At 45.6% G+C, this 24,046-nt stretch carries 24 protein-coding genes; 13 read left to right on the top strand and 11 right to left on the bottom strand.

Translation table 11 applies throughout. The annotated features are described in order from the left end of the window. The first annotated feature begins 119 nt into the window (after window positions 1–119). Both OH461_RS05775 and OH461_RS05780 read left to right on the top strand, forming a co-directional pair. Complete coding sequence (locus tag OH461_RS05775; RefSeq protein WP_270019646.1) at window positions 120–1,193, top strand: PLP-dependent cysteine synthase family protein; 1,074 nt, start codon at window positions 120–122, stop codon at window positions 1,191–1,193. 194 nt (window positions 1,194–1,387) lie between these two features. Further along, window positions 1,388–2,590 (top strand): CobW family GTP-binding protein, encoded by a 1,203-nt coding sequence (locus tag OH461_RS05780; protein WP_270019647.1) that lies wholly within the window; start codon window positions 1,388–1,390, stop codon window positions 2,588–2,590. A gap of 21 nt (window positions 2,591–2,611) precedes the next feature. Here the strand turns inward: OH461_RS05780 and OH461_RS05785 are convergent, their stop codons facing one another. Further along, entirely contained in the window at window positions 2,612–3,199 is a 588-nt protein-coding gene (locus OH461_RS05785) for a TetR/AcrR family transcriptional regulator (RefSeq protein WP_270019648.1), read from the bottom strand. A 101-nt stretch (window positions 3,200–3,300) separates the two neighbouring features. Here OH461_RS05785 and OH461_RS05790 point away from each other — a divergent pair, with 101 nt between their 5' ends. Next, window positions 3,301–4,188: a DMT family transporter gene (locus OH461_RS05790; protein WP_270019649.1), complete on the top strand. Its 888-nt coding sequence runs from the start codon at window positions 3,301–3,303 to the stop codon at window positions 4,186–4,188. Between the two features lie 10 nt (window positions 4,189–4,198). Further along, window positions 4,199–4,597: a tRNA (N6-threonylcarbamoyladenosine(37)-N6)-methyltransferase TrmO gene (gene tsaA / locus OH461_RS05795; protein WP_270019650.1), complete on the top strand. Its 399-nt coding sequence runs from the start codon at window positions 4,199–4,201 to the stop codon at window positions 4,595–4,597. A gap of 61 nt (window positions 4,598–4,658) precedes the next feature. Here tsaA and OH461_RS05800 read toward each other — a convergent pair whose 3' ends face one another. Next, a complete protein-coding gene (locus OH461_RS05800) occupies window positions 4,659–4,979 on the bottom strand; it encodes a DUF1244 domain-containing protein (RefSeq protein WP_270019651.1) in 321 nt (106 codons plus the stop codon). Between the two features lie 104 nt (window positions 4,980–5,083). Next, window positions 5,084–5,959: a Tim44 domain-containing protein gene (locus OH461_RS05805; RefSeq protein ID WP_270019652.1), complete on the bottom strand. Its 876-nt coding sequence runs from the start codon at window positions 5,957–5,959 to the stop codon at window positions 5,084–5,086. A 194-nt stretch (window positions 5,960–6,153) separates the two neighbouring features. Here OH461_RS05805 and OH461_RS05810 point away from each other — a divergent pair, with 194 nt between their 5' ends. From OH461_RS05810 to OH461_RS05820, 3 genes are all read left to right on the top strand, one after another. Beyond that, window positions 6,154–6,744, top strand: coding sequence for a TetR/AcrR family transcriptional regulator (locus OH461_RS05810; protein ID WP_270019653.1), 591 nt, complete (start codon window positions 6,154–6,156; stop codon window positions 6,742–6,744). A 15-nt stretch (window positions 6,745–6,759) separates the two neighbouring features. Beyond that, a complete protein-coding gene (locus tag OH461_RS05815) occupies window positions 6,760–8,634 on the top strand; it encodes an MFS transporter (protein WP_270019654.1) in 1,875 nt (624 codons plus the stop codon). Window positions 8,635–8,777: 143 nt separating this feature from the next. Then, window positions 8,778–9,701 (top strand): YeiH family protein, encoded by a 924-nt coding sequence (locus OH461_RS05820; protein ID WP_270019655.1) that lies wholly within the window; start codon window positions 8,778–8,780, stop codon window positions 9,699–9,701. On the opposite strand, the gene OH461_RS05825 is transcribed toward OH461_RS05820, so the two are convergent. The 7 genes from OH461_RS05825 to OH461_RS05855 all read right to left on the bottom strand — a co-directional run bounded on the left by OH461_RS05825 (window position 9,698) and on the right by OH461_RS05855 (window position 17,223). Further along, window positions 9,698–9,871, bottom strand: coding sequence for a hypothetical protein (locus OH461_RS05825; protein ID WP_270019656.1), 174 nt, complete (start codon window positions 9,869–9,871; stop codon window positions 9,698–9,700). The genes OH461_RS05820 and OH461_RS05825 overlap by 4 nt on opposite strands. A gap of 108 nt (window positions 9,872–9,979) precedes the next feature. Beyond that, on the bottom strand, window positions 9,980–11,395 hold the full coding sequence (menE, locus tag OH461_RS05830; RefSeq protein ID WP_270019657.1) for an o-succinylbenzoate--CoA ligase: 1,416 nt from the start codon (window positions 11,393–11,395) through the stop codon (window positions 9,980–9,982). After that, window positions 11,395–12,381: an o-succinylbenzoate synthase gene (gene menC, locus OH461_RS05835; protein ID WP_270019658.1), complete on the bottom strand. Its 987-nt coding sequence runs from the start codon at window positions 12,379–12,381 to the stop codon at window positions 11,395–11,397. Before menC ends, menE begins: the two co-directional genes overlap by 1 nt. A gap of 131 nt (window positions 12,382–12,512) precedes the next feature. Continuing rightward, window positions 12,513–13,379, bottom strand: a complete 867-nt coding sequence (menB, locus tag OH461_RS05840) for a 1,4-dihydroxy-2-naphthoyl-CoA synthase (protein ID WP_270019659.1) — start codon at window positions 13,377–13,379, stop codon at window positions 12,513–12,515. A 25-nt stretch (window positions 13,380–13,404) separates the two neighbouring features. Further along, entirely contained in the window at window positions 13,405–14,196 is a 792-nt protein-coding gene (menH, locus tag OH461_RS05845) for a 2-succinyl-6-hydroxy-2,4-cyclohexadiene-1-carboxylate synthase (protein ID WP_270019660.1), read from the bottom strand. After that, a complete protein-coding gene (gene menD / locus OH461_RS05850) occupies window positions 14,183–15,916 on the bottom strand; it encodes a 2-succinyl-5-enolpyruvyl-6-hydroxy-3-cyclohexene-1-carboxylic-acid synthase (protein ID WP_270019661.1) in 1,734 nt (577 codons plus the stop codon). The genes menH and menD overlap by 14 nt, the downstream gene beginning before the upstream one ends. Then, the gene (locus OH461_RS05855) at window positions 15,916–17,223 is read right to left on the bottom strand and encodes an isochorismate synthase (RefSeq protein ID WP_270019662.1); all 1,308 of its coding nucleotides are present in this window, start codon (window positions 17,221–17,223) and stop codon (window positions 15,916–15,918) included. Before OH461_RS05855 ends, menD begins: the two co-directional genes overlap by 1 nt. A gap of 207 nt (window positions 17,224–17,430) precedes the next feature. On the opposite strand from OH461_RS05855, the gene OH461_RS05860 reads away from it, so the two are divergent. The 3 genes from OH461_RS05860 (at window position 17,431) to OH461_RS05870 (ending at window position 20,787) form a co-directional block, all read left to right on the top strand. Further along, on the top strand, window positions 17,431–18,645 hold the full coding sequence (locus OH461_RS05860; RefSeq protein WP_270019663.1) for a pyridoxal phosphate-dependent aminotransferase: 1,215 nt from the start codon (window positions 17,431–17,433) through the stop codon (window positions 18,643–18,645). A gap of 121 nt (window positions 18,646–18,766) precedes the next feature. Then, the gene (gene yfbR / locus OH461_RS05865; protein WP_270019664.1) at window positions 18,767–19,351 is read left to right on the top strand and encodes a 5'-deoxynucleotidase; all 585 of its coding nucleotides are present in this window, start codon (window positions 18,767–18,769) and stop codon (window positions 19,349–19,351) included. Between the two features lie 119 nt (window positions 19,352–19,470). Continuing rightward, the gene (locus tag OH461_RS05870) at window positions 19,471–20,787 is read left to right on the top strand and encodes an anti-phage deoxyguanosine triphosphatase (RefSeq protein ID WP_270019665.1); all 1,317 of its coding nucleotides are present in this window, start codon (window positions 19,471–19,473) and stop codon (window positions 20,785–20,787) included. A 3-nt stretch (window positions 20,788–20,790) separates the two neighbouring features. Here OH461_RS05870 and OH461_RS05875 read toward each other — a convergent pair whose 3' ends face one another. Further along, window positions 20,791–21,402: a tRNA-uridine aminocarboxypropyltransferase gene (locus OH461_RS05875; protein WP_270019666.1), complete on the bottom strand. Its 612-nt coding sequence runs from the start codon at window positions 21,400–21,402 to the stop codon at window positions 20,791–20,793. Between OH461_RS05875 and rrtA the strand changes: the two genes are divergently transcribed. The 3 genes from rrtA (at window position 21,391) to agaR (OH461_RS05890) (ending at window position 24,046) form a co-directional block, all read left to right on the top strand. Continuing rightward, window positions 21,391–21,954: a rhombosortase gene (gene rrtA / locus OH461_RS05880; protein WP_270019875.1), complete on the top strand. Its 564-nt coding sequence runs from the start codon at window positions 21,391–21,393 to the stop codon at window positions 21,952–21,954. The two genes, OH461_RS05875 and rrtA, sit on opposite strands and share 12 nt — an antisense overlap. A gap of 86 nt (window positions 21,955–22,040) precedes the next feature. Then, on the top strand, window positions 22,041–22,811 hold the full coding sequence (gene agaR, locus OH461_RS05885; protein ID WP_270019667.1) for a transcriptional repressor AgaR: 771 nt from the start codon (window positions 22,041–22,043) through the stop codon (window positions 22,809–22,811). A gap of 458 nt (window positions 22,812–23,269) precedes the next feature. Further along, window positions 23,270–24,046, top strand: a complete 777-nt coding sequence (gene agaR / locus OH461_RS05890; RefSeq protein WP_270019668.1) for a transcriptional repressor AgaR — start codon at window positions 23,270–23,272, stop codon at window positions 24,044–24,046.

Genomic DNA, 24,046 nt, shown 5'->3' on the forward strand with positions numbered 1-24,046 from the left:
ACAATACTCATTTGGAGAATAATTTTCTCCATAATAGGAAAATCGAAGGCAATTTAGCAAAGGTTTTCTCTCTAATTATAGGTAGATTATTAACATAATAATTAATTGGAGAGAGTCTGATGTGTACTGACCATAACTGGATTAACAACGCTGTTCGTAAAATTGAAGCCGATTACCAACGATCTGCGGATACCCATCTAATCAAACTCGATTTGCCTAGCGTTGCAGGTATCGACATTTACCTAAAAGATGAAAGCACCCACCCAACAGGCTCTCTAAAGCACCGTCTGGCTCGCTCACTGTTTTTATATGCGATTTGTAATGGTTGGGTTGGCCCTGAAACGACCATCATTGAATCATCTTCTGGCAGTACTGCGGTTTCTGAAGCATACTTTGCTCGTTTATTAGGTTTGCCATTTATTGCCGTGATGCCGAAATGCACTGCACGTAAAAAAATCGAACAAATTGAGTTCTACGGCGGTCAAGCTCACCTTGTTGATCGTTCAGACCAAATTTATGCAGAATCACACCGCCTTGCGAATGAGCTAAACGGCCATTATATGGACCAGTTCACCTACGCTGAGCGCGCAACTGACTGGCGTGGTAACAACAACATCGCTAACTCTATCTTCAGCCAAATGGAGCTAGAAGATCACCCTATTCCAGCATGGGTCGTAATGAGCCCGGGTACTGGTGGCACATCTGCAACCATTGGCCGCTTTATCCGTTACCAAAAACACGACACAAAACTGTGTGTCGTAGACCCAGAAAACTCCGTATTCCACGACTACTTCAAAACAGGCAATGCTAACCTAACCGGCGATTGCGGCAGCAAGATTGAAGGTATTGGTCGCCCTCGTGTTGAACCAAGTTTTATCCCTGGCGTTATCGACGAAATGCGCACTATTAAAGATGCGGCTTCCGTAGCCACTGCACACTGGCTTGAGAAAGTCTTGGGGCGCAAAGTGGGTGCATCAACCGGTACTAACCTTTATGGCGTACTTCAGCTAGCAAGCGAAATGAAAAAACGTGGCGAGACAGGATCAATTGTCACATTACTGTGTGATAGTGGCGAACGCTACTTAGATACTTACTACAACCCTGAGTGGGTAGCGCAAAACATCGGTGACTTACAGCCATACATGGCCAAGCTTGAAGCCTTTGAAGCCACCGGTGAGCTCAACGCCGATTAACTAATCACAATAACGTATAAGGGAGTAGGTGAAGCCTGAAATCACTTACTCCCTTACTCTCCTTTACTTAGCTCTAAACTACTAAACAAGCTACGCTACTTCCCAATTAAACGACATTTGCCTGAAATCCAAGTTAGATATCCCAATTAACTTTTGTTATGTTATAACATCAAACCAAATAAAGGACATCTACCGTGGCTCGCATTCCCGTTGTCGTCTTGCACGGCTTTCTTGGTTCAGGAAAAACCACCCTTCTACGAAGCATTATCACTCGTTCAAACGATAAGCACCCCGCGCCTTCGGTATTGGTTAACGATATGAGTGAACTGAACGTTGATGGTGTGCTCATTGCCAACACCGATGCGGTCAATGAAGCGCAAGGCAACTTTGCCACTATCAGTGGTGACAGCATCAGCAGCCCAAATGGCGTGAAGCAACTGCACAAGAGCCTAAAAACACTTGCAAGCCAAAAACCTGCTTGGATTTTGATTGAAAGCTCTGGTAGCAGCCACCCTTTACCTTTGGTTGAATACTTCAAAGGCCAAAGCAAATTTCGCCTAAGTAGTGTGATTACCCTTGTTGATGCCACTTGGCTAGCACAAGATTTTAATGCTGGAAAATCACTGATACCAAACTGGCAGAACAATCTCGCTCAAAATACACGCGGAATAGAAAATGTGTTGGTGGAACAGATGATGTTTTCCAATCAAATACTGCTGACCAAATCCGATCGATTGGACGCAGAGACAATCCAAACGATTGGGAAAAACATTCACCCAATTAACCCTTATGCTGCGATTAACAGTGTGAGTTGGGGAAATATCTCTGCGCAACACCTATTGCAAAACCAAGAATACAACTATCACCTTGTGGCGCAGTTAACCGAAGAGTTAAGAGCACAAGCCAACGCTCCACTGAATCTATCAGGCAAAGCCAATCAAAGGATTGTCGCAAAAGTGCTTGAAGACGATCGGCCTTTTCACCCAGAAAGGCTTTGGCAAACCTGCCATCAACACCTTACAAAAGGGGTATTTCGCAGCAAGGGATTCTTTTGGTTACCCACCAGAGATGATGTTTCATTACTTTGGAGTCAAACCAACGGTAGCGTAGGCTTAGAAGTCGTCGGCTTTTGGCGCGCGGCAGTGTTGGAAGATGATGGCCAAAACCTTACCGATAAACAGCGACAAATTGTTCAGCAGAAAATAGATAGTACAGAAAGCCGTTTTGGCGATCGCCGCTGCAAACTAACCGTGATCGGCCAAACCGAGGAAGCCGATAGCTTTATTCAAGCGCTCAAAGATTGCCTGCTGACCGAGAGTGAGTTGATTGATTGGCAAAATGGCAAACATTTTGCCGATCCATGGCCACAAAAAGTCGCTAAGTTAGTTAGTAACTAGAACGGTCGTTCTTAAGTAACACTATTTAATGGACGTAAGGAGTAAATCCGTTGCCTCTATTGCGTGTTGTTCTATCTGAGCTTGACTCCAAGCCGCCAGTCCTAATAGAGCCCCCGAACGCGGGGCTAACAGCATACCTAACCACAATTCTATTTTCGTCTTAGCTTGCGTCAGCCCTAGTCGTTCATGAAAGAAGACTTCTAACACATGATGCGTGTCATTCGGCCCAATATTCATGAAGCTTTCCACAACTTCAGGAGCTTGAGCAGCCTCAACAATCAGCAACCTTTGCGTGGCGATATGCTCTGGAGATAGATGAAATTGAACAAATTCAGTCGCAAACGCAATCAAAGCTTCACGTGTATCCTGCAGAGCTAAATGTTGAGAGGATCGGTCATTATAATTAGCGCCTATTTGCTGCAAAGCCGCATGAAAAAGCTGTATTTTCGAAGGGAAATAACGGTAAAGCGTCTGTTTAGTTATCTTAGCCTGTGCAGCAATCTCGTCCATACTGGCGGCGCTATATCCCTCTGATAAAAATACAGATTTTGCCGAATCTAAAATCGCACGCCTTTTCTTTTCTCTGTTTTGTTCAATTTTACTCATCATCAGCCTCAAAGCACTAATCATACTTGTTAGTATGATTTTAATTGACAGAGTACCACTATAAAATCATACTCGCGAGTATGATTTTATAGTGGAGAACTTTTATGACGACTCTTATTACCCGAGCTTTCGCTAACAACAACTACCGAACTCGTGGGTTTCTTATCGCCTTAATTGGGGCGTTGCTCATGAGTATTGACCCCGTATTCATCCGTTTTGCTGGAGTTAGTGGCTTTGATACCGCTTTCTTGTTCGGCCTATTTAGCGCTATTTCAATGCCGTTATTGCTTAAAGCAACCGATAAAAGAGGCATAAAACAAGCTGTTTTTCAAAGCGGTTGGCCCTTGCTGTTGGCTAGCATACTGATGCTAGGTAGCGCTTCAGGGCTTGTCTTTAGTATCAAAAATACTTCAATTGCCAACACCTTTATCATCCTGAGTGCATCACCCGCGATTGCCGCTATCTTTAGCTGGCTCATATTGCGAGAAAAAACCAGCCGCTCCACCATCGTAGCGATTGTTACCGTTATGGTTGGTATCGGCATTGTCGTATCAGGTTCAATGAGCTCAGGCCATTGGTTTGGCGATGCTCTAGCGCTTTTCTCAGTTATCTGTCTTGGGCTGATGTTTACCTTGCTACGCAAATATCAACAAGTGAGCCGATTAGCGAGTGTTGGTTTAGGCGGGCTTCTACTCGCCATCGTTATGGCTTTTTTTGCTGAGCCAAGCAGCTATGACATCAGTACATGGATCATTATGGGGGCGATGGGGTTATTCAGTGCACCGCTCGGTCGCGTTATGTCTATGGTCGCGACTCGTTATATCACCGCCGCAGAAGTATCAATGACGTTGATGCTAGAGACTGTCCTGGCGCCTGTGTGGGGATTTTTGTTCTTTACTGAGATACCAACACTGACCAGCGTAATTGGTGGCGTGATTATTTTGATCACTATTTTGCTTTATACCTTTACATCAATGAAAGACGAACAATAGGAGTGCTTACATGAGAGCAGAGATCAATTATATCGGGACTATCGCAACACCTTATACATCACTCACCCAATGCCCTAGTAACATCGATACGGATGGTCCAAATTGCCAAATTATGTTGTTTGACTCGTATAAATCTGGCTTAGAAGGGCTCAAAACTGGTGAGGAAATTTTGATTCTGTATTGGTTAGAGCAAGCGCAGCGAAGTCAAATGGTTCAAGAAGGTAAGCAAGGGATAACCAAAGGAACGTTTGCATTACGCTCCCCTCATCGACCAAATCCAATTGGCGCGGCCGTATTACCAATCGAGTCCATCAATAATGGCTGTATTACGGTAAAAGGATTAGATTGCTTAGACGGAACGCCAGTCATAGATATTAAGCCCGCCATTAAAAAGGAATTGCGCGATTAAAGTAACAGAAAATAACCGAGCCAAACGTCACAGAGGCAGCCATAAGCTGCCTCTACATTATTTATTTATCTTTCTGGCGTGCCTCAAATGCCGCCAACTGCTCTGGCGTTGCCTTCGGTTGATGATTCTGTTTCCACTCATCATAAGTCATGCCATACACTCGTTCGCGAGCATCATCGATGTCTAAATCCAAGCCTTGCTGGTCTGCTTCTGCTTTATACCACTTACTGAAGCAATTACGGCAGAAACCCGCCAAGATCATCAAATCAATATTTTGTACGTCTTTGTTGTCATCAAGATGCGCCAACAAACGACGGAATACCTGCGCATCTAGCTTATCTTGTTGCTCTTGGGTGAGGTTTTTATATTTAAAGTCAGCCACTTTACTTTCCTTTTTATAATGAATTTTAAGCGAGTATAAACCAGCGATAAAAAAACGCCCAAGCTTTCACTTGGGCGTTTTTAGCAATGTTAGCTTGGTAACAATTAGCCTTGAATGCCAACAATCAACCATGGTGCATTTGGTACCGTTAGATCACGTTCCAAGTGCCAGATATCTTCGATGTTATCTTCAATACCTTCAACCGCATCACGGTAACGACCACTAAACTGCAAGCTCAGCTGAGCTTTGCTCGCATCATGATCGGCACGAACGATTTCTGCATCCACATACATAACGTCTGTGTGTTGCTCGCCGCTCAGTTTTGCGCGTTCCGCTTTTAAATCTTGGTAGAGGCTCGGAGAAACGTATTCTTCAATCGTTTCTAGCTGGTTGTGGTTCCACGCGCCTTGCAAAATACGGTAATGCTCACGCGAACCATTCACAAATGCCGCTTGGTCGAAGCCCGGTGGGTAATTGTGAGGTACGTCTGTTTGCGAACCGAAACCAAAGCCGCCTTGATTTACGTTTGGCTGCTGTTCAAAGTTTTGCACGTTTGGTTGCTCAAACTTAGGTGCATTACCACCAAAGGCAGGCTGTTGGCGTTGATGCTGATTCATACTGCCTTGCTTCGCCCCGAGTAGACCGCGCATCAGTTTGAAGATCACAAACGCAATCAAACCCATGATGAGAATATCCATGAACTGGATACCTTCAAACGCACCACCAAAGAACGCAGCAAGTAGACCACCCGCTAATAGGCCGCCAAGAATACCGCCCATCAAACCTTTTTTGCTTGAGCTTTGCTTCGCAGTTTGCTCTTTACCTACCGTGTTGGTGTTTTGTTTTTGTTGTTTAGGCGCTGGTGCTGTCTTAAAGCTCTTGCCAAAAGACTTACCGCCACCAAACTTTTTAGCTTCCGCTATCGGCGTAATGGCCACAGAGACCATGAGTAACGCCACTAGAGAAAAAAGTCGTTTCATGTTTTTCCTTAGGGTACTTTACTTTCAATTTTAATATTAGCGCTCTCTATACCAGATTGGAACATTCTATACTTGAATTCATGTATCAGAATATTGCAAATATGCTACTTACGCCGGTTGACGCTAGTGGTAGTACCTCATTAGAATATTGAACATTGTTCTTTTAACTTAAGCTCCACATTTCTTAGGTAACTATGGCACGCAGAAACGATCACACCCGCGAACAGCTCATCGCACTGACTTTGAAGACGGTAAAAGAGTTTTTAGAAGATAACTCTTACCATGAACTTAGCTTGCGCAAAATCGCCAATATGATTGGTTACGTTCCTAGTACCTTGGTTAACGTGTTTGGCAACTACAACCTTTTGCTATTGCACGCGGTCGCACAAACATTGGATGAGCTGTCAGTTGAAGCCAAGCAAGTCGTCAACAAGAGCAAAGATCCAAAGACGGCTTTATATGCGTTAGCTTACCTTTACCATGAGTTTGCTCAGCGCCATCCGCATCGTTGGCAGTTGATCTTTGAGCACAATATGAATGGTGAAACCCTACCTGAATGGCAAAGTGAGCGTATTGATAATATGACAGGTATGCTGGAAAGCTTACTACGCGTGCTTGCTCCACAGCGCTCTGATGCAGAAGTGTTACAAGCCAGCCGCGTGTTGTGGTCAGGTGTTCACGGCATCACACTGCTTAGTGTGGATGACAAGTTTTTTGCCGCAGAGCCAATTGATGGCAACCAACTCATTGAAAACTTACTTTCGAACTATCTAGCCAACTGGTAAGCAAAAGGACATGCAATGCCACAGCAAAATCAAGCGTCCCTTTTAACTCAGAGACGCTTCTTACCTTACTTCATTACCCAGTTTTTTGGCGCATTCAACGACAATATATTCAAAAACGTCTTGTTGCTATTCGTCGCGTTTGCAGGCGCTGGCGCTTTACCTGTCTCAAGTAATTTATTCATTAATCTTGCTGCTGGTCTGTTTATCCTACCGTTTTTCTTATTTTCAGCATCCGCGGGGGTGTTGGCCGATAAGTACGAGAAATCTTGGTTTATCCGCAAAGTTAAGTTAGCTGAAATAGGCATCATGTGCCTTGGCGCTATCGGCTTTCTCACTCAAAGCTACGTTATTTTGCTATTTTTGCTGTTTTTAATGGGCACACAGTCAGCCTTCTTCGGCCCAGTAAAATATGCGCTTCTGCCTCAACAACTTAAACCTAAAGAATTGGTCCCAGGTAACGCTCTCGTTGAAACAGGCACCTTCTTAGCCATCCTACTCGGTACGCTCGGCGCTGGGGTTATTGCCTCAATCGAGAACGCCCGATATGCAGCGGCAGGAAGTGTGGTGGTGTTTGCGCTGTTTGGCTATCTGGCCAGTCGTTCCATTCCAGAAGCACCCGCTGCTGCGCCAGATCTTAAGTTCCGCTGGCAGCCAGTAAAACAGACCAAACAGACGATCGCTATTGCGAAATCTGACCGCGTGATTTTCCAATCAATCATGGCCATAAGTTGGTTCTGGTTCTTGGGTGCAGCTTATCTTACCCAGTTCCCTAACTTCACCAAGATTTATCTCAACGGCAATGAAAGCGCCGTTTCGTTTCTACTCGCGCTGTTTTCCGTTGGTATCGCCATAGGCTCATTGGCGTGCGATAAGCTCTCTAACCATCGCATTGAAGTCGGTATCGTGCCTTTAGGCAGCCTTGGCATCACTATCTTTGGGTGGTTGATGGCACGTTCAGTGCCCGATTCGTTGCCGCAGTTTACTAATTTTGTTGAGTTTGTAAGCCACCAAGCGCTTTGGCCAGTCTTTACTTACTTACTATTGCTAGGTGCATCAGGCGGCGTTTTTATTGTGCCTCTCTACGCGATGATGCAGCAACGAGCAAAGGTCACTCAGCGCGCTCAGGTTATCGCTGCTCTCAATATCTATAACTCTTTATTTATGGTTGGCAGCGCAGTTCTTGGCATTATTTGCCTCAGCGTCATTGAACTGACCATCCCACAACTGTTCGCATTATTGGCAGCGCTTAACTTTCTAGTGGCTGCTTATCTATTCTTACAAGTGCCTATTTTCGTGGTGCGTTTTTTAATGTGGGTAGTCACCCATACTATGTACCGCGTAAATCATAAAAACCTTCATCACCTACCTGAAAAAGGCGGCGCACTGATTGTATGTAACCACGTAAGCTACATGGATGCTCTATTGCTCAGCGCGGTGTGCCCACGGCTCATTCGCTTTGTTATGGAAGAAGAGTACGCCAACTTACCGCCATTAAGGCGCTTTCTGAAACGGGCGGGTGTTATCCCTATCTCTGCGACGCGCCGAGGCTCGATTCGCACAGCATTTTCCGAAGTAGAAAAAGCACTCAGCGAAGGTCATATCGTGTGTATATTCCCTGAAGGCAGGCTCACTTCTGATGGCGAGATAAACGAGTTTATGCGCGGCATGGACATCATCTTGCGCCGTAGTCCGGTTCCTGTTATTCCAATGGCTTTAAAAGGGCTCTGGGGAAGCTATTTCAGCCGATACAAAGGTAGAGCATGCAAAGGCCGACCAAAGCGTTTTTGGTCAAAACTTGAGATTGAAGCGGGTGAACCGGTTGATCCGAAAAACGCCACCACAGTGGTCATGCACGAGAAAGTATCAGCATTACGAGGCGATTGGCGCTAACAGCCCCACCCTTTTAGCTTATTAACTAAAAACGCCTGTTCAGTTTTTCTGAACAGGCGTTCAAAACATTCAGACTTACTGACCATCATCGTTAAGCTAAAATAACGTTCTGTTCCAAACTATTTTTTATACCATCCACAATAATGAACAACTATAAACATTACTTTATTTTTGCACTGGCTCTTGTCGCTTGTTTAACTCCATATGTCACTTCACCGACGGCACTCGTTATCGGCTTTTTGCTTGCTTCTTTGGGCTTAGTTCCCACCGAGCTCAACCTGGCGAAGATTACCAAAAAGCTACTCGCCTACTCTATTGTTGGTTTAGGATTTGGTATCCATTTTGAGCAAGCTCTCGCTGTAACGACTGACGGTATCGGCATCATCATTGCGACTATTTCTGGTACGTTAATCGTTGGCTGGTGGCTAACCAAATTACTGAAACTTGATCAAAAACTGGGCTACTTGATTGCCTCTGGCACCGCTATTTGCGGTGGCAGTGCCATCGCGGCAGTTTCTCCTGCGATCAAAGCAGAAGATGAACAAATTGGTTTAGCTCTGGCAACCGTGTTTGTTCTTAACTCCGTGGCGCTGTTCATCTTCCCGGTAATTGGCCATGCTCTAGGGTTAGATCAGCACACTTTTGGTACGTGGGCAGCGATTGCGATTCATGATACTTCGTCAGTGGTTGGCGCGGCATCTGCGTATGGAGAAGAAGCGCTGACAACCGCCACTACGCTAAAGCTCGCGCGCGCATTGTGGATTATTCCTGTGGCATTCGTTAGCGCGTTTATATTTCGCAATGATTCTAAGAAAATCACCATCCCTTACTTCATTCTATTTTACTGCGCAGCTATCGGCATCAGCGACGCTTTGCCTCAGTTCGAAGCGGTATATCAAATCATCTTTGATCTGGCGAAGAAAACGCTGGTGGTGTGTTTATTCTTGATTGGTTGTGGCATTTCGGTAGGGAAACTGCGCTCAGCAGGAGCAAAACCGCTAATGTACGGCGTAACACTCTGGGTTCTTGTTTCTACAAGCTCATTAGCATGGCTAATGCTCGCCTAAAGCTCCTCAGGTTCAAACACCTCTTTGCGGCGCTTATGCTTACGATATAGGATAACCGCCGCAGCCACACACACAAACGCGACCAACTCCGCAATCGAACGGTATAAACCTAAGGTTTGCGTTGCTACGCCTATGCTAAGCAACGCAATCATAATTAACGCTAGCTTCACTTCTTATATCCTTATAGACAATTCCATTCAGGTTATTATGAATTATGGATATAAGAGTGCGAAATTCACTTTTGCTCTGTGATATAACTTTGCGTCACTAGAAACCGCCTAAAGCGGAACCCAAACCGTATTTTCCGCCAGCCAGTGTTTGACATCTCGTCGCGAGAGTTTGATTCCGCCTGCCAATAAATGCTGAGGTAGCTTTAGATAAGCGTCTGGCTGTTTAAATCGCACGAGTTTGTCTTTCAACCAAGCATCAATATCGTTCAACTCTAAATCAGCCTCACCGCTAATCAGTGCGACTGGGCGAGCGCCATACTCTTCATTTTCGACAGGAACAACAATGACCTGTGATACGTTTGGGTGCTGGGCAAGCACTTGTTCAATCTCTTCACAGTGAATGTTTTCGCCACCAGAAATAAACTGGTTGTCTGCGCGACCGACAATGATCAACTCATCTTGCGCTGACCAACGGCCAAGATCTTTGGTATCAAACCAACCCTCGGAATCTAAAATCGGCTCGAGCTTACCTTGTTGAAAATAGCCACTGGCGATGGTTTCTCCACCAACCCAAATACGACCATTTCGAATCTCTAACTGCCGTTGAGGTAACGTCTTCCCCGCACTGTAGTTTGCATCAATTCTTTTCGCTGTCACCGTTGAGGCCGCTTCCGTCATACCATAGCCAAACCATGTTTCAATGCCTCGTTTGGCCGCATCTTGACTCAATGATAAATCAACATGGCTACCACCAAGCAAAACATGGCTCAAAGACAATGGCTGGTTGTCTGCCAATAGGCGAGTTAATTGGGCTGCAACAAGGGAGGCATGGCTAACCCCTTGTATATCTTGGGCGAGATCGCCTATGCCGACTTTTAAACATGCACCAACACTTAACCAACGATGCACGATCGCTAAACCAGAAACATGGTACATAGGTAGGCTTAACAGCCAAGTATCGCCTTGAATAAACTGAAACTGCTCAAGCAAGCCTTGAGCAGAAGCTTGATGCTGAGTGAACTGATGTGCAACGGCCTTAGGTGCGCCCGTCGAGCCAGAGGTGAACACTATCGAGCACAACTGCTGAGGTGAAAATGCAACTGGTGAAAGGCGACTATCGTCGGAGATCTCGTCAGAACTCGCAAAGTCTAACTTGACCAATCGTTCACTAGTTACAACGTCAAAAGAACTCATATCACCAGTAGACCAAATCAAAGCATCATGACTCGATGAATATAATCGTTCTAGCTTGTCGGCTAACTTTTGCTGCGGCTCTGGCATGCTAAAGGCGCATATCACTCCAGATTGAATACAGGCTAAGTAGAGCAGTAGCAATTGATCACTGTTTCGACCAATACAGGTGACAACATCACCTTGCGTAATGCCTTGCTGGTCTAGCTGAATACTAAGGTGGTCAATGCGTGACTGTAGCTGTAACCAAGTGAGTGAATAATTTGGTGTGGTAAGAGCGAGGGAATCTGGGCTCGTGCGAGCCCAGTTTTGTACTGGCGTGTTAGCTGCCATTAAGCTTGCCAGATTAACGCTTGATCTGACAGCTTAGCGATTGGCAAATCACTACCCGGCCATGGTACTTCAAGCTGAGAAGCAAACAGGCTATTAGTATCTAGCCCCGGCACTTCATCAGGCAACAACCATTTAGCTAAGCGAGCTAATTGATTCAAGCCTAAGCTACTTTCAATACTTGAACTGATCACCGCTTTGATACCCATCGCTTTCGCTTGCTCAATCAGCGATACGCAAGTCTCAACCGAACCAATTAACATTGGCTTGATAACGATGGTTTTCGCGCCCGTAAAGTCCGCCAGCTTGAAATCTGGCTTGCGCACTGCATGTTGCAAGGTTTCATCCCATGCCACCGCGATGCCCGTATCAATCGCAAACGAGAAGCTGTCGCCCGGCACTTTACATGGCTCTTCGATGAACTCAATGCGTTGTCTGAATGATGGCGTCACGTAGCTCGCAAACTTGAGCGCTTTCTCTTTTGTCCAAGCGCGATTAGCATCCAAACGCAGAGTAAGCTCAGGAATCGACTCTAAGAACAGATTCACCACCATGCCATCACGAATCGGCTCATAAAGGCCAACTTTAATTTTGGCGACTTTCTTGCCTTCCATATTAAGCAATTTTGGTAATAACTCATCAGGGTCACCGCTACACAGAGGCGCTGAATCATAGTTACCTTCAGCAGGTAAACCTTGGTTCAGTTCAAGCTGAGCCATCGACAAACCATAAGCAACGGATGGGTACATTTCGCTTTGTTCAAGCGTCTTGTTTTGTTGCCATGCGCTCAAGTGTTCAACCAGTTGAGAATAGGCTTCTTCCATGGTTTCAGTGCTAAAACCTTGCAAAGGTGCAACTTCGGCACGACCGATTTTACCCTCTTCTGCGAGTTCAATAATGAACCCTTCACGCTCGGTCAATCGACGCTCGCGTAATATCACTCCACTATCCATTGGCAGAGCGTATCGGTACAGTTTAGCTGACCTCATAATCTTTCTCTTTCACTCGTTAAAGGGACTCATAAAACGAACAAACAGCAATGATATAGACCCGATTACATCTATTAAGATTCAATCTAATCTCACTTTATTTTCATTGCTGTTGCGAATCCTAATGATCTCTATGGGTTACGAGGAAATTTATTGAAATCAGGACGACGCTTCTCGTTGAACGCGTTACGGCCTTCTTGGCCCTCTTCCGTCATGTAGAACATCATGGTTGCGTTACCCGCTAGCTCTTGCAGACCCGCTTGACCATCACAGTCAGCATTTAGGGCTGCTTTCAGGCAGCGTAACGCCATTGGGCTGTGCTGCAATGTTTCACGACACCAACGAACGGTCTCTTTCTCTAGATCTTCAAGTGGCACAACCGTGTTAACTAGGCCCATATCCAGAGCTTCTTGTGCATCGTAAAAACGACATAAGAACCAAATTTCACGAGCCTTCTTCTGACCCACGATACGTGCCATGTATGAAGCACCCCAGCCGCCATCAAATGAACCGACTTTCGGGCCAGTTTGTCCAAATTGCGCATTTTCAGCAGCGATGGTTAGGTCACACATCATGTGAAGTACGTGGCCGCCGCCAACTGCCCAGCCAGCAACAGCTGCGATAACTGGTTTAGGACAAGTACGAATTTGACGTTGGAAGTCCAATACGTTTAAGTGGTGAGTACCGCTATCATCTTGGTAGCCGCCGTAATCGCCACGGATCTTTTGGTCACCGCCAGAGCAGAACGCATCTTCACCCAAACCGGTTAGGATAATCACACCGACCTGCTCATCATAGCGAGCATCCGCGAGTGCATTGATCATCTCTTTTACTGTTTGTGGGCGAAACGCGTTACGTACCTGTGGACGTGCAATGGTGATTTTCGCGATGCCATCTTCCGACTTGTGATAATGAATGTCTTCAAACTGATCGCTACAATCTTGCCAGTTCACTGGTGCGTATAATTCTTGTTCTGAAATACCTACTGTTTTAGCCATGGTGATTCCTGTTTGTTTTAGCTATTCACTCACCGAAATGAGTGCAGATTCGTTCTTTAATTTGGTCTGCAAATGCTTGGGGTTGTTCTTTATGTACGTTATGCCCTGCATTTGCGATTTGACTGAAAGCTAAGCCACTGGCTTGCGCCATTTGGCTGAACTTATGATCCTTTTCGCCGCATATATAGTGTAACTGCGTACTGCTATTGCGTAATTCATTGAGTAAATACGATTGCTTCGCAAGCGATGTGGCTTGCAGCATGTGTCCTATTGCTGGGCCTAGATTAGCACTGCGGCGACGAATGAAAGTTTGTCTTTGCGCATGGTTTAATGAAGAAAATACCGCTTGGCGATACCAATCGTTCAATACCTGTTCAATTGGCTCAGATTTGAAACGGTTTGCCCAGTCACAATCCGCCTGCCAGCGCTGCTGCTTTTCTTGCTTGGTCTGTAACCCGAAGTTACCCCCCTCAATCATAGCCAATGGAATATACAAACCATTAAAAGCATGATTGGCGATGCCATGCATAGCAATACGCCCACCGAGTGAGTAACCGATTAATACAATAGAAGAATTGTCTTTTATTAGAGTAAGTAAAGTGTCAGAAATGAGCTGACAAACGTGGGCAAAATCATCACACACAATGTGTTTACTTTGACCATGTCCGGGCAAATCAAGGGTAATGCACGGCCAGTCAGAAAGGTGCTCGATACATGCTTGCCAATCATGACCATCCCCTAATAGGCCATGCAGAAACACCAATAATGGTGCATCTGTCTTTAGGCGTTTCGGTTGATGATAGCTATAAGCAAGCATGTAACTGATTCAGTACCTGTTTAATTTGGCTCGACGCTTGTTCTGGAGGCGTTTGTATCTCTAATAGCAGTGCACCGCTTCCAGACTGTAAATGGTTTTCTAGCTGCTGTTGATACGCTTGGCGAGTCGTCACCAACTGGTAACCAAGCTTAAATTGCTGCGCAGCGTGGCTAAAATCAAAACCATGCGGCATTTGATACAACGCCTGTTTTTGCTGTTGTGGTACTGGCAGCAAATCAAAAATAGCGCCGCCATCGTTATTGGTCACCACAATGACCACAGGGGTTTGCTGATGAGTAAACAGCGCCAAAGAATTCACATCGTAAAGCAGCGACGTATCGCCAATATACAACACACTTGGCTGTTGATTTGCTCGTACCACTCCGGCAGTAGTGGCTACTAAACCATCAATACCTGAAGCACCTCGATTTGAATAAACGGTTAAGTCATTAATTTTAGAGAACATATCGACCAAGCGAACAAACAAGCTATTGCCTAAAAATAGCTCAGTCTGACTTGGTAATTGCGACAAGGTTAACGCGAGTTCTAACTCTGACAGAGAGGTATTTCCGGCACACAAGTCTTTTGCAATGTTGGCAACTCGTTGGCTTTCTACTTTGAGAGAGTCTGCCCAGCCTGCATTATCAATAACCAAGTCGTAACTTCGTTCTATGTGCGTTTCAAGCCAAGACTTTAGCCCGCTTTGATGGTGTATTTGTGGTAAGTGGGCTTGGTTGTTACGTGATAACTGCGGGCTCACATAGTGATACTCCGCGCCCTGCTCCACTACAGTGCTCAACCATTGGTTAAGGCGTTTAGAAACGATTCGTGAACCAAGCTGAACCACAACTTGCGCTTCACTAAGCTCGTTTTTGGCCTTAGCATCTTGCAGCCAAATATCAAAATGAGCCCACTCACTGGTGCAACCAGATTGTGGGTCACAAAGCAGAGGCCACCCTAAATACTTTGCTAGTTGCAGCGCTAGTTTAGTCTCTTTGAGCTCCACGCTACCGACAACGAGTACACCTTTACGAGTCATCCAGCTCACATCAATATCAGTCGTGAAGCAAGCCTGAGGTATCACTTTATTGACGTACGGCTGCTGACTTTGCTGCCAAGCCGAAACCTGTGCTAAATAGCCTTGGTAAATGGACTTGTCTTGCTCGGAATAGAGCGGCTCAGGGAACGGACAGTTAATATGCACCGCACTGCCAAATTGCTGCTGGCGATACATAACATCATCAATAGAAGTCAGTAACCAACGCAGCGAAACTTGTTCACTTGGCGTTGGAAGCTCAAGATTCGCAGTTACATGAGATGAGAAAATACCGCTTTGTACTATCGCCTGATTCGAGCCGCAATCGACTAGTTCAACCGGTCTATCAGCGGTTAATACCACCAGCTTTTCACCGGTTAGCTTAGCTTCTGCAATGGCTGGCAATAAATTAGCCACCGCAGTGCCCGAAGTAACAACGATGGCCACCGGCTTACGGCTCGCTTTTGCTAAGCCTAATGCAAGAAAGCCTAGCCCACGTTCATCAAAGTGAGTATGAATGTTCAGCTTGGGGTTAGCAGCCGCTTCTAACGTTAATGGCGTCGAGCGAGAGCCCGGCGCCACACAAATTTGCTCGACGCCGAAACGCGCTAACTCTTCTAATAAAGTTTGCGACCAAATTCGGTTGAGTATCGCTTGATCTGAGATTGGCGGTTGTTGAGCCATTAAGAGGCTACTCCCAATGGTGGATGGTCAGTAATTAACGACAATAACGTTGCCATTTTCTTATTCAGCTCTTGCCATTCATGTTCAGCAATTGAGCCGGGAACGATCCCCGCGCCAGCATAAAGATGAACCTGTTCGTCGACCACTTGCGCACTGCGAATCGCAACACAAAACTCGGCTTTTTCATGGCTGATATAGCCCATAGAACCCGCGTACCAGCTACGAGCAAAAGGCTCATGTTTTTGAATAAAGTCCATCGACTCTTTTCGTGGTAAGCCTGCTACGGCAGCGGTAGGTTGCAAACAAGAAAGCAGCTGAACGCCATTCACACCGGATTGAAGATGAGCGCGAATGCTACGTTTGAGGTGTTGCACTTTACGTAGACGCACCAAACGCACCTCGTGCTCCACAGTCACTGATTCAGAATATGGCGTCAGACGTTCAATGATGTCATCAACAACAAATTGGTTTTCGTTGAGATTTTTGCTGTCTTGAGAAAGCCAATTCGCGAGCTTCATGTCTTGGCTCGCGCTATCGCCGCGTCCAATCGTACCAGCCAGTGCTTCAGTATAAAGATCAGAGCCTAAGCGTTGATACAAGCGCTCTGGTGTCGAACCTAAAAAGCAGTGAGTGTCATCAAGCGCCAACATAAAATGAAAACTCTGATGATTATGTTCAATGCTTGATTTCAGTAATTGAGTGCCACAAATAGCCGTGTCGAGTTCAAGGGTTGTCTTGCGCGCTAACACCACTTTTTTAAACGCTTGTTGCTCAATACCCGTCAGAGCTTGCTCAACTAATTGCGACCATTGAGGCTGTTCGGGGCTATGGCTCATCTTGTTAACATGAGCAGATAATGGCAAAAGATTGCTGACTTGCTGCTTTAATCCGCTTAACGCTTTTATTGCAAGCTGCTTATCGTGGTGAAAGTTAACCGCCAAAGACCAACACGTCTCTTCACGAATCAACTCTATTTGCGGTAAGAAAAAAAACGATTCTGGACAATCGGGATTTTTGTCAGTTTGGCCATCAAAAGAACGCCCCCCCCAAATACGCTGCCCTTCGTTAATGCAAGCATACGCCGGAGCTGGATCAGTAAAAGTGTACAACTGGCCTAACGCCACCACTTCTTCTTGGGTATCTCGTGATTGCCAATAAAACTTTGGAAACAAAGGCTGGGCTTGTAACCAATCAATGCACGCAAAATCAGGTTTTTGCGGTAGAACTTGAACCAGACGAGTTTCCCCGTCATTTGCATCCTTTACACGGTTAATCAGTTCGGTAATGGCTTGCTGGAAATATGACAAATAAACCTCGATCACAATCGATTTAGATGAGTAATCTAATTATACACTGCGTGCAGATCAAGATCGTAAGCAATGTTTTGCAGAATCCTGTGATTGCACTCAGATGACAGTTGAACTAAAAAGCGCGAAAAGCCAGATTTTTATTCTACCAAAGTCCATTTTGGTGTACTTTAATAAAGAAATTCAATTATTTTTAGGTTTTACACAATGCAAAATATCGGGATGTCGTCAAAACTCGATAATGTCTGCTATGACATTCGAGGTCCTGTACTCAAACATGCTAAGCGCATGGAGGAAGAGGGGCATAAAATACTGAAACTAAATATTGGTAACCCCGCCCCATTTGGTTTTGACGCCCCAGATGAAATTTTGGTCGATGTGATTCGTAACTTGCCAACTTCGCAAGGTTACTGTGACTCAAAAGGCATTTACCCTGCGCGTAAAGCCGTGGTGCAGCATTATCAAAAGAAAGGTATTCGCTCTTTAGATGTAGAAGATGTCTACATTGGCAATGGCGTCTCTGAACTGATCGTAATGGCAATGCAAGCATTGCTGAACAATGGCGATGAAATGCTTGTGCCGGCACCTGATTACCCACTATGGACAGCATCTGTAGCGCTATCAGGTGGTAAAGCCGTGCACTATCTATGTGATGAGCAAGCAGACTGGTTCCCTGATCTGGATGACATTCGCAGCAAAATCACGCCAAAAACACGCGGCATCGTGCTGATCAACCCGAACAACCCTACCGGTGCGGTATACAGCCGTGACTTCTTGTTGGAAGTGATCGAAATTGCACGCCAACATAAGCTGATTATCTTTGCTGATGAGATCTACGACAAAGTACTGTACGACGGTGCAACCCATACTTCAGTAGCAACTTTGACGGATGACGTACTGGTAATGACCTTCAATGGTCTATCGAAAGCCTACCGAGTGTGTGGCTTCCGCGGCGGTTGGATGTTTATGACTGGTCCTAAACATCAAGCAATGGGCTATATTGCTGGCTTAGAAATGCTGTCGTCGATGCGTTTATGTGCCAACGTGCCAATGCAGCATGCTATTCAAACCGCATTGGGTGGCTACCAAAGTATTAATGAACTGATCTTGCCGGGTGGACGCTTACTTGAGCAACGCGACCGTGCGTGGGAACTGATCAACCAAATCCCGGGCGTATCGTGTGTAAAACCAAAAGGTGCGATGTACCTTTTCCCGAAAATTGATACTAAGAAATACAAGATTCACGATGACCAAAAGATGGTGCTCGATTTCTTAGTACAAGAAAAAGTGCTGTTAGTACAAGGCACTGGCTTTAACTGGCCTAAACCGGATCACTTCCGCATCGTGACTTTGCCGCACGTGGAAGACTTGGAAACCGCTATTGGCCGCTTTGAACGCTTCTTGTCGACCTATAGCCAGTAGCATTTCAAACCTAAGTCTCTTATTCTTAAAGCAATCATCTGCAATCAGGTGGTTGCTTTTTTATTGATGGTGACTCAAAGGCCATTATCTTGAGTCAGATTTAAAGGGAAGGAAACAAGTCATGAAAGAGAGCCATTTTTTCGCTCATTTAGCTAGGATGAAACTGATTCAACGTTGGCCACTGATGCGCTCTGTCTCCACAGAGAACATCTCTGAGCACAGCCTACAAGTCGCCTTTGTTGCCCATGCCCTTGCTCTGATCAAAAACAAAAAGTTTGGCGGTAACGTCAACCCTGAACGTATCGCTATATTGGGCATGTACCATGACACCAGTGAAGTATTAACCGGTGATTTGCCCACTCCGGTGAAATACTACAACCCAGAGATCGCCAAAGAATATAAGAAGATTGAAGCCGCCGCAGAGCAAAAGCTGCTTTCTATGCTGCCAGAAGAGTTCCAAGAGGACTTCGCCCCTTATCTGGTTTCTCAATCTGCCCACACTGAAGACGCAAAAATCGTTAAACAAGCGGATACCATCTGCGCCTATCTTAAGTGTTTAGAAGAACTTAGCGCCGGCAACCACGAGTACGCTTTGGCGAAAAAACGCCTTGATGTCACCTTAAAAGAGCGCCACACACCAGAAATGGACTATTTTCTCAATACTTTTGCGCCAAGCTTTGAACTATCACTAGACGAAATCAGCTAACACACTGTATGGTAATGAAATAAGTTGAACATATCCGATAAATTCCTATTCGGAAAATACAGGTGAGTGAGTATTTCTAATTACTGATTGTTGGTTGGCCCAAGTTAAGGAGTGCGCGTATGACTTTTGATCTCAGCCCGATGTGGCAAAGCCGTCATGACGATGAGCATAAAATCCGCCGCGATGACCATCGCAGCCCTTATCAACGCGATAGAGCCCGCATTCTCCACTCCGCGGCATTTCGTCGCCTCCAAGCGAAAACTCAAATACACGGCACCAGCATCGATGATTTCCACCGAACCCGCCTGACTCACTCGCTTGAAGCCGCGCAACTTGGCACCGGCATCGTTGCTCAAATCAAAAAGAAGCAACCTGAATTTCGTAGTTTACTGCCTACCGATAGCCTGATCGATTCTATCTGTCTCGCGCATGATATCGGCCATCCGCCTTATGGTCATGGCGGTGAAATCGCACTGAATTACATGATGCGTGACCATGGCGGATTTGAAGGCAACGCCCAAACCTTCCGCATCGTCACTAAGCTAGAACCTTACACCGAAAACTTCGGGATGAACCTAGTGCGCCGCACCCTACTCGGCTTAATCAAATACCCTGCGCTTATTAGCGCCACTCAAGCGAAGCAGCGCGCAGAACCTGTCTCCCATCAAAGAAAGTTACGTGCTCACGATTGGACTCCGGCCAAAGGTATTTACGATTGTGACGCAGCATTATTTGACTGGGTCTTACAACCTCTCACTGATGGTGAAAAACAGGTGTTTTCCCAGATGCGTGATGAACAACTTAGCCCTAGCCAGCACAGCAAAACACGCTATAAGTCTTTAGACTGCTCGATAATGGAACTGGCAGACGACATTGCTTATGGTGTGCACGATCTAGAAGATGCGATTGTATTAGGTATGGTTAATCGCCATCAATGGTTAGAAGCAGCAGCCAGCCAACTGGCGGAATGTGGTGACCCATGGTTTGAAAAACACATCGCATCAGTCAATGAGATGTTGTTTGCAGGCACACACTATCAACGCAAAGATGCCATTGGTGGTATGGTTAACGCCTTACTGACCAGTATTTCAATCAAACCTGTCGATGCTCCATTTGATTCTAAACTGCTGGCGTTCAACGCTTACCTTGAGCCAAGCATGGCGAAAGCATTAGACATTCTAAAACGCTTTGTCAGCCAATACGTGATTCAAGCGCCGCACGTACAGGTGATGGAATACAAGGGCCAACAAATCATCATGGATATCTTTGAAGCGATGAGCGCCGACCCGATGCGATTGTTACCTTTAGAAGTGAGAAAAGACTGGAGCTGCGCTAAAGAGGAAGCCGCGCAGATGCGCGTGATCGCGGATTACATCTCATCAATTACCGACGGTCACGCGAAACGCTTGCACCAGCAGTTGTTCTCTCCGCTATAAGCATTAGCTTCGGTAGTTTTTCTCAAACACACCCGCAGGCATCTGGGCAATTTGAAACTCAATCATTTGCTCAAATGCCACCAGCAGAGGTGAGAAGTCCCGCTCGGGCTCAAGCCCTTGAAGCACATGGTAACCAGCCTCAACCGTAGACAGCGCATTGTCACTTGGGGCTTTACGAATCCGATAATTACCTTTTAAGTCATTTGGCAAGCGCACTTGAGGCAAGGTGTGTAAATTAGTAGAAAGCTGCCACATCTTAAACGCTTTTTTCCAAGTGCCATCGAGCAAAATCACTCGGTATCGGCTCACCTGATCACTCTGGCGATTACGCAGTGTTTCTAACTCAATGGATTGCTCTCCCGGGTAGAGAACAAAATGTTGGTACGTCTTATCGGCTAATAATTGATTTAACGACTCGTTGTCTGAAAAGTTCTCGCCAACAAAAGAGTAACTATTTGATAAGCAAAGCGTGAGAATGCGAGCTGTCCCCATAGGGCGCTTAGTTTCACTTGGATGTTGAAGGATGATTAACTCAACGTTCGATGGTAGGCTTTGTACCCACTGACAAATACACGCTTTGAGTGATTTTCCACATTGAGAACAATATCGAGACATGGCTGGCAATTAATCTTTCTGTTATTGGCGGTAAGTGCTGCTTGCTTAGCATTACAGTTTGAACCATTGGCATCTTTTGCCAACTGGCAAGCGGAGCTTATTCCTCAAGGCCAGTGGTTGCGCATCCTAACAGGAAACTTCACTCATACCAACTTTAACCACCTTGCCATGAACATCGCCGCTTTATGGATCATCACTTTTATTTTTAAGCCGAGTGCTCGTTCACTACTCGCGTTATTAGTGTTGGTGAGCTTAGGCGTTGGCATCGGGATTCTCTATACCGATATTCAAAGCTATGTCGGTCTATCTGGCACGCTACATGGCTTATTTGCGTATTACGCATTAAGAGAAGCATTGCAAGGTCGCAAAAGCAGTTGGCTGTTAGTGGTAGGCGTTATCGCTAAGGTCGCTTGGGAGCTGACTCAAGGCCCATCGGCGTCAACAGCGGCGCTCATTAACGCCAGAGTCGCAATTGAAGCCCATCTTTGTGGCACTGTAAGCGGTATATTGTTTGCTTTCATTTCTTATCCGGTTTATAAAAACGCTCGTTAAGTCGCACTACCTAACTTAATGATTTTCTAAACTAATTAAGATTGATATTCTTTGCGCCATAAACACCCAGTTGCACAGTATAAATTATGACCACTACCGCTCAGCGTCGCGATGCCATATTGCAGCATATTCAGACTCATCAAAAAGGTGAGGTAAACTATTTTTCTGAATTGTATGACGTTTCTGAAGTCACCATCCGTAGTGATCTTAATTACTTAGAAAAAAAAGGCTGTGTCACTCGTTGCTACGGCGGCGCTCTTATCAATAATCACTTCGCCTTTGACCGCCCACTTAACGATAAAAAACAGCTCCATTCCGATATAAAAGCGAAGTTAGGTCAATACGCTGCTTCGTTAGTGAATGACGGTGATCGTATTATTCTTGATTCAGGCTCTACAACGGAGCAAATAGCCCACCATCTTGGCGATAAACGTAATCTGACCGTTATGACCAACGGCATCAATATCGCTTATCATCTCGCGAACAAAGACGAGATCGAAGTGATGGTCAGCGGAGGGATGATGCGTAAGAACTCCTATTCCTTACATGGTTCGGGTGGTGAAGAGTTACTGTCAGGTTTTCGGTTCAACACCTTATTCTTAGGCGTTGACGGTTTTGATAAGCAGACTGGCGTCACTACCCCACACCAAGGCGAAGCCGACATTAATCGCAAAATGGTTGAAGCGGCACGAACTGTCATTGCCATTACTGACTCGTCCAAGTTTAATCGTCAAAGTTTTTGTCTCATCGCTCGTCCTGAACAGCTGGATATGCTGATTACAGACAACGGTATTCCTAAAGACTACTTAGATCATTTAACTGCGCTTGGCGTTGATGTTCGTATCGTTAATGACTAAATCACTGCTAGCTTTTGACATTCAGTATTCGAACGCCTTTCACTCTGTTTCGTTCTTACCTTAACCATTTCGATTAACTTCCTTTCTATTTAAAAACTATTCATCACCACTGACTAATATTCATTTCAATACGCATAAATTTCTACTTTTACCTAAAGTGTGATCTCGCGCAGGAGCTACTCCGAAACCCTCACTTTCAGTACCACTATTTCGCTCCTTTCACTTTTGATTTTATAAAACCCATACCCCAACTGGCTTTCGGTTGATCCTCTTGGCTACAAAACGAAAGCCCGTGCTTTCACTTTCATTCAAACGAAAGGATTTAACCCACTAAACCGAAAGAAAACAGGGTGTGATCTACCTTTCACTTTTATTTCGCTTGCCCTGATTTAATACCAATCAAAAGAAATCGAAACATTTCAACAGAAGAATGAAATGCAACGAAAGAGGGATTGGTAATGACCAGTGCAGAACGAAGACAAAAAATTATGGCGCATATTCGCACCCATGGCTCTGGCCGTGTGGATGAGTTTGTCGACCAATTTAATGTGTCTGCGGTAACCATTCGTCATGATCTGAACTTACTCGAAAAAGAAGGCTGCGTGTTCCGCTGCTACGGTGGCGCTAGTTTGAACCCAAACTTTGCCTTCGATCAGCCTCTTTACCGCAAAGATCAGATCAACCGCAGCGCCAAACAGAGCATTGCCGAAGCGGCCGCCAAACTTGTCGAAGATGGTGAAGCTATCATTCTAGACTCCGGCTCTACCATCGGCTTAATGCCTCAATACCTCAGTGGTAAACAACAGCTGGTCGTTATGACTAACGCGCTTAATACCGCTTACCAGCTCAGTGGCAACGAAAACATCGATTTACACGTCGTGGGCGGCACTTTGCGCCGAGCATCTTGCTCTTTAATTGGCCACCACGGCGAACAACAAGTCCGCTCTTATCTATTCGACAAGCTTTTCTTAGGGGTCGATGGCTTCGACCTCAAAGCGGGTATCACGACTCCAGATAACCATGAAGCGCAAATCAACCGAGCGATGTGCGAATCGGCGCGTCAAGTCATCGCGGTCACTGACTCCAGTAAATTTGGCCGCAAAAGCTTTTGCATGATTCGCGCAGCGAACCAAATTGATGTGCTCGTAACGGATAGCAATATCCCAACTAGCACACACCAAGCCTTACTCGACATGGGTGTCGAAGTGATTCTCGCAGACCAAACCATTAATTAG

Source organism: Vibrio sp. LaRot3, from assembly GCF_027587025.1.
In the GTDB taxonomy this organism is placed as follows: Bacteria; Pseudomonadota; Gammaproteobacteria; order Enterobacterales; family Vibrionaceae; genus Vibrio.

Coding starts and splice junctions, on each gene's coding strand:
- menC (WP_270019658.1), bottom strand. CDS start 12,381: ATGAGGTCAGCTAAACTGTACCGATACGCTCTGCCAATGGATAGTGGA.
- agaR (WP_270019667.1), top strand. CDS start 22,041: ATGACCACTACCGCTCAGCGTCGCGATGCCATATTGCAGCATATTCAG.
- yfbR (WP_270019664.1), top strand. CDS start 18,767: ATGAAAGAGAGCCATTTTTTCGCTCATTTAGCTAGGATGAAACTGATT.
- OH461_RS05870 (WP_270019665.1), top strand. CDS start 19,471: ATGACTTTTGATCTCAGCCCGATGTGGCAAAGCCGTCATGACGATGAG.
- tsaA (WP_270019650.1), top strand. CDS start 4,199: ATGAGAGCAGAGATCAATTATATCGGGACTATCGCAACACCTTATACA.
- OH461_RS05810 (WP_270019653.1), top strand. CDS start 6,154: ATGGCACGCAGAAACGATCACACCCGCGAACAGCTCATCGCACTGACT.
- OH461_RS05860 (WP_270019663.1), top strand. CDS start 17,431: ATGCAAAATATCGGGATGTCGTCAAAACTCGATAATGTCTGCTATGAC.
- menH (WP_270019660.1), bottom strand. CDS start 14,196: ATGCTTGCTTATAGCTATCATCAACCGAAACGCCTAAAGACAGATGCA.
- menD (WP_270019661.1), bottom strand. CDS start 15,916: ATGGCTCAACAACCGCCAATCTCAGATCAAGCGATACTCAACCGAATT.
- OH461_RS05805 (WP_270019652.1), bottom strand. CDS start 5,959: ATGAAACGACTTTTTTCTCTAGTGGCGTTACTCATGGTCTCTGTGGCC.
- menB (WP_270019659.1), bottom strand. CDS start 13,379: ATGGCTAAAACAGTAGGTATTTCAGAACAAGAATTATACGCACCAGTG.
- menE (WP_270019657.1), bottom strand. CDS start 11,395: ATGGCAGCTAACACGCCAGTACAAAACTGGGCTCGCACGAGCCCAGAT.
- OH461_RS05785 (WP_270019648.1), bottom strand. CDS start 3,199: ATGATGAGTAAAATTGAACAAAACAGAGAAAAGAAAAGGCGTGCGATT.
- OH461_RS05815 (WP_270019654.1), top strand. CDS start 6,760: ATGCCACAGCAAAATCAAGCGTCCCTTTTAACTCAGAGACGCTTCTTA.
- OH461_RS05820 (WP_270019655.1), top strand. CDS start 8,778: ATGAACAACTATAAACATTACTTTATTTTTGCACTGGCTCTTGTCGCT.
- OH461_RS05875 (WP_270019666.1), bottom strand. CDS start 21,402: ATGTCTCGATATTGTTCTCAATGTGGAAAATCACTCAAAGCGTGTATT.
- OH461_RS05775 (WP_270019646.1), top strand. CDS start 120: ATGTGTACTGACCATAACTGGATTAACAACGCTGTTCGTAAAATTGAA.
- agaR (WP_270019668.1), top strand. CDS start 23,270: ATGACCAGTGCAGAACGAAGACAAAAAATTATGGCGCATATTCGCACC.
- OH461_RS05790 (WP_270019649.1), top strand. CDS start 3,301: ATGACGACTCTTATTACCCGAGCTTTCGCTAACAACAACTACCGAACT.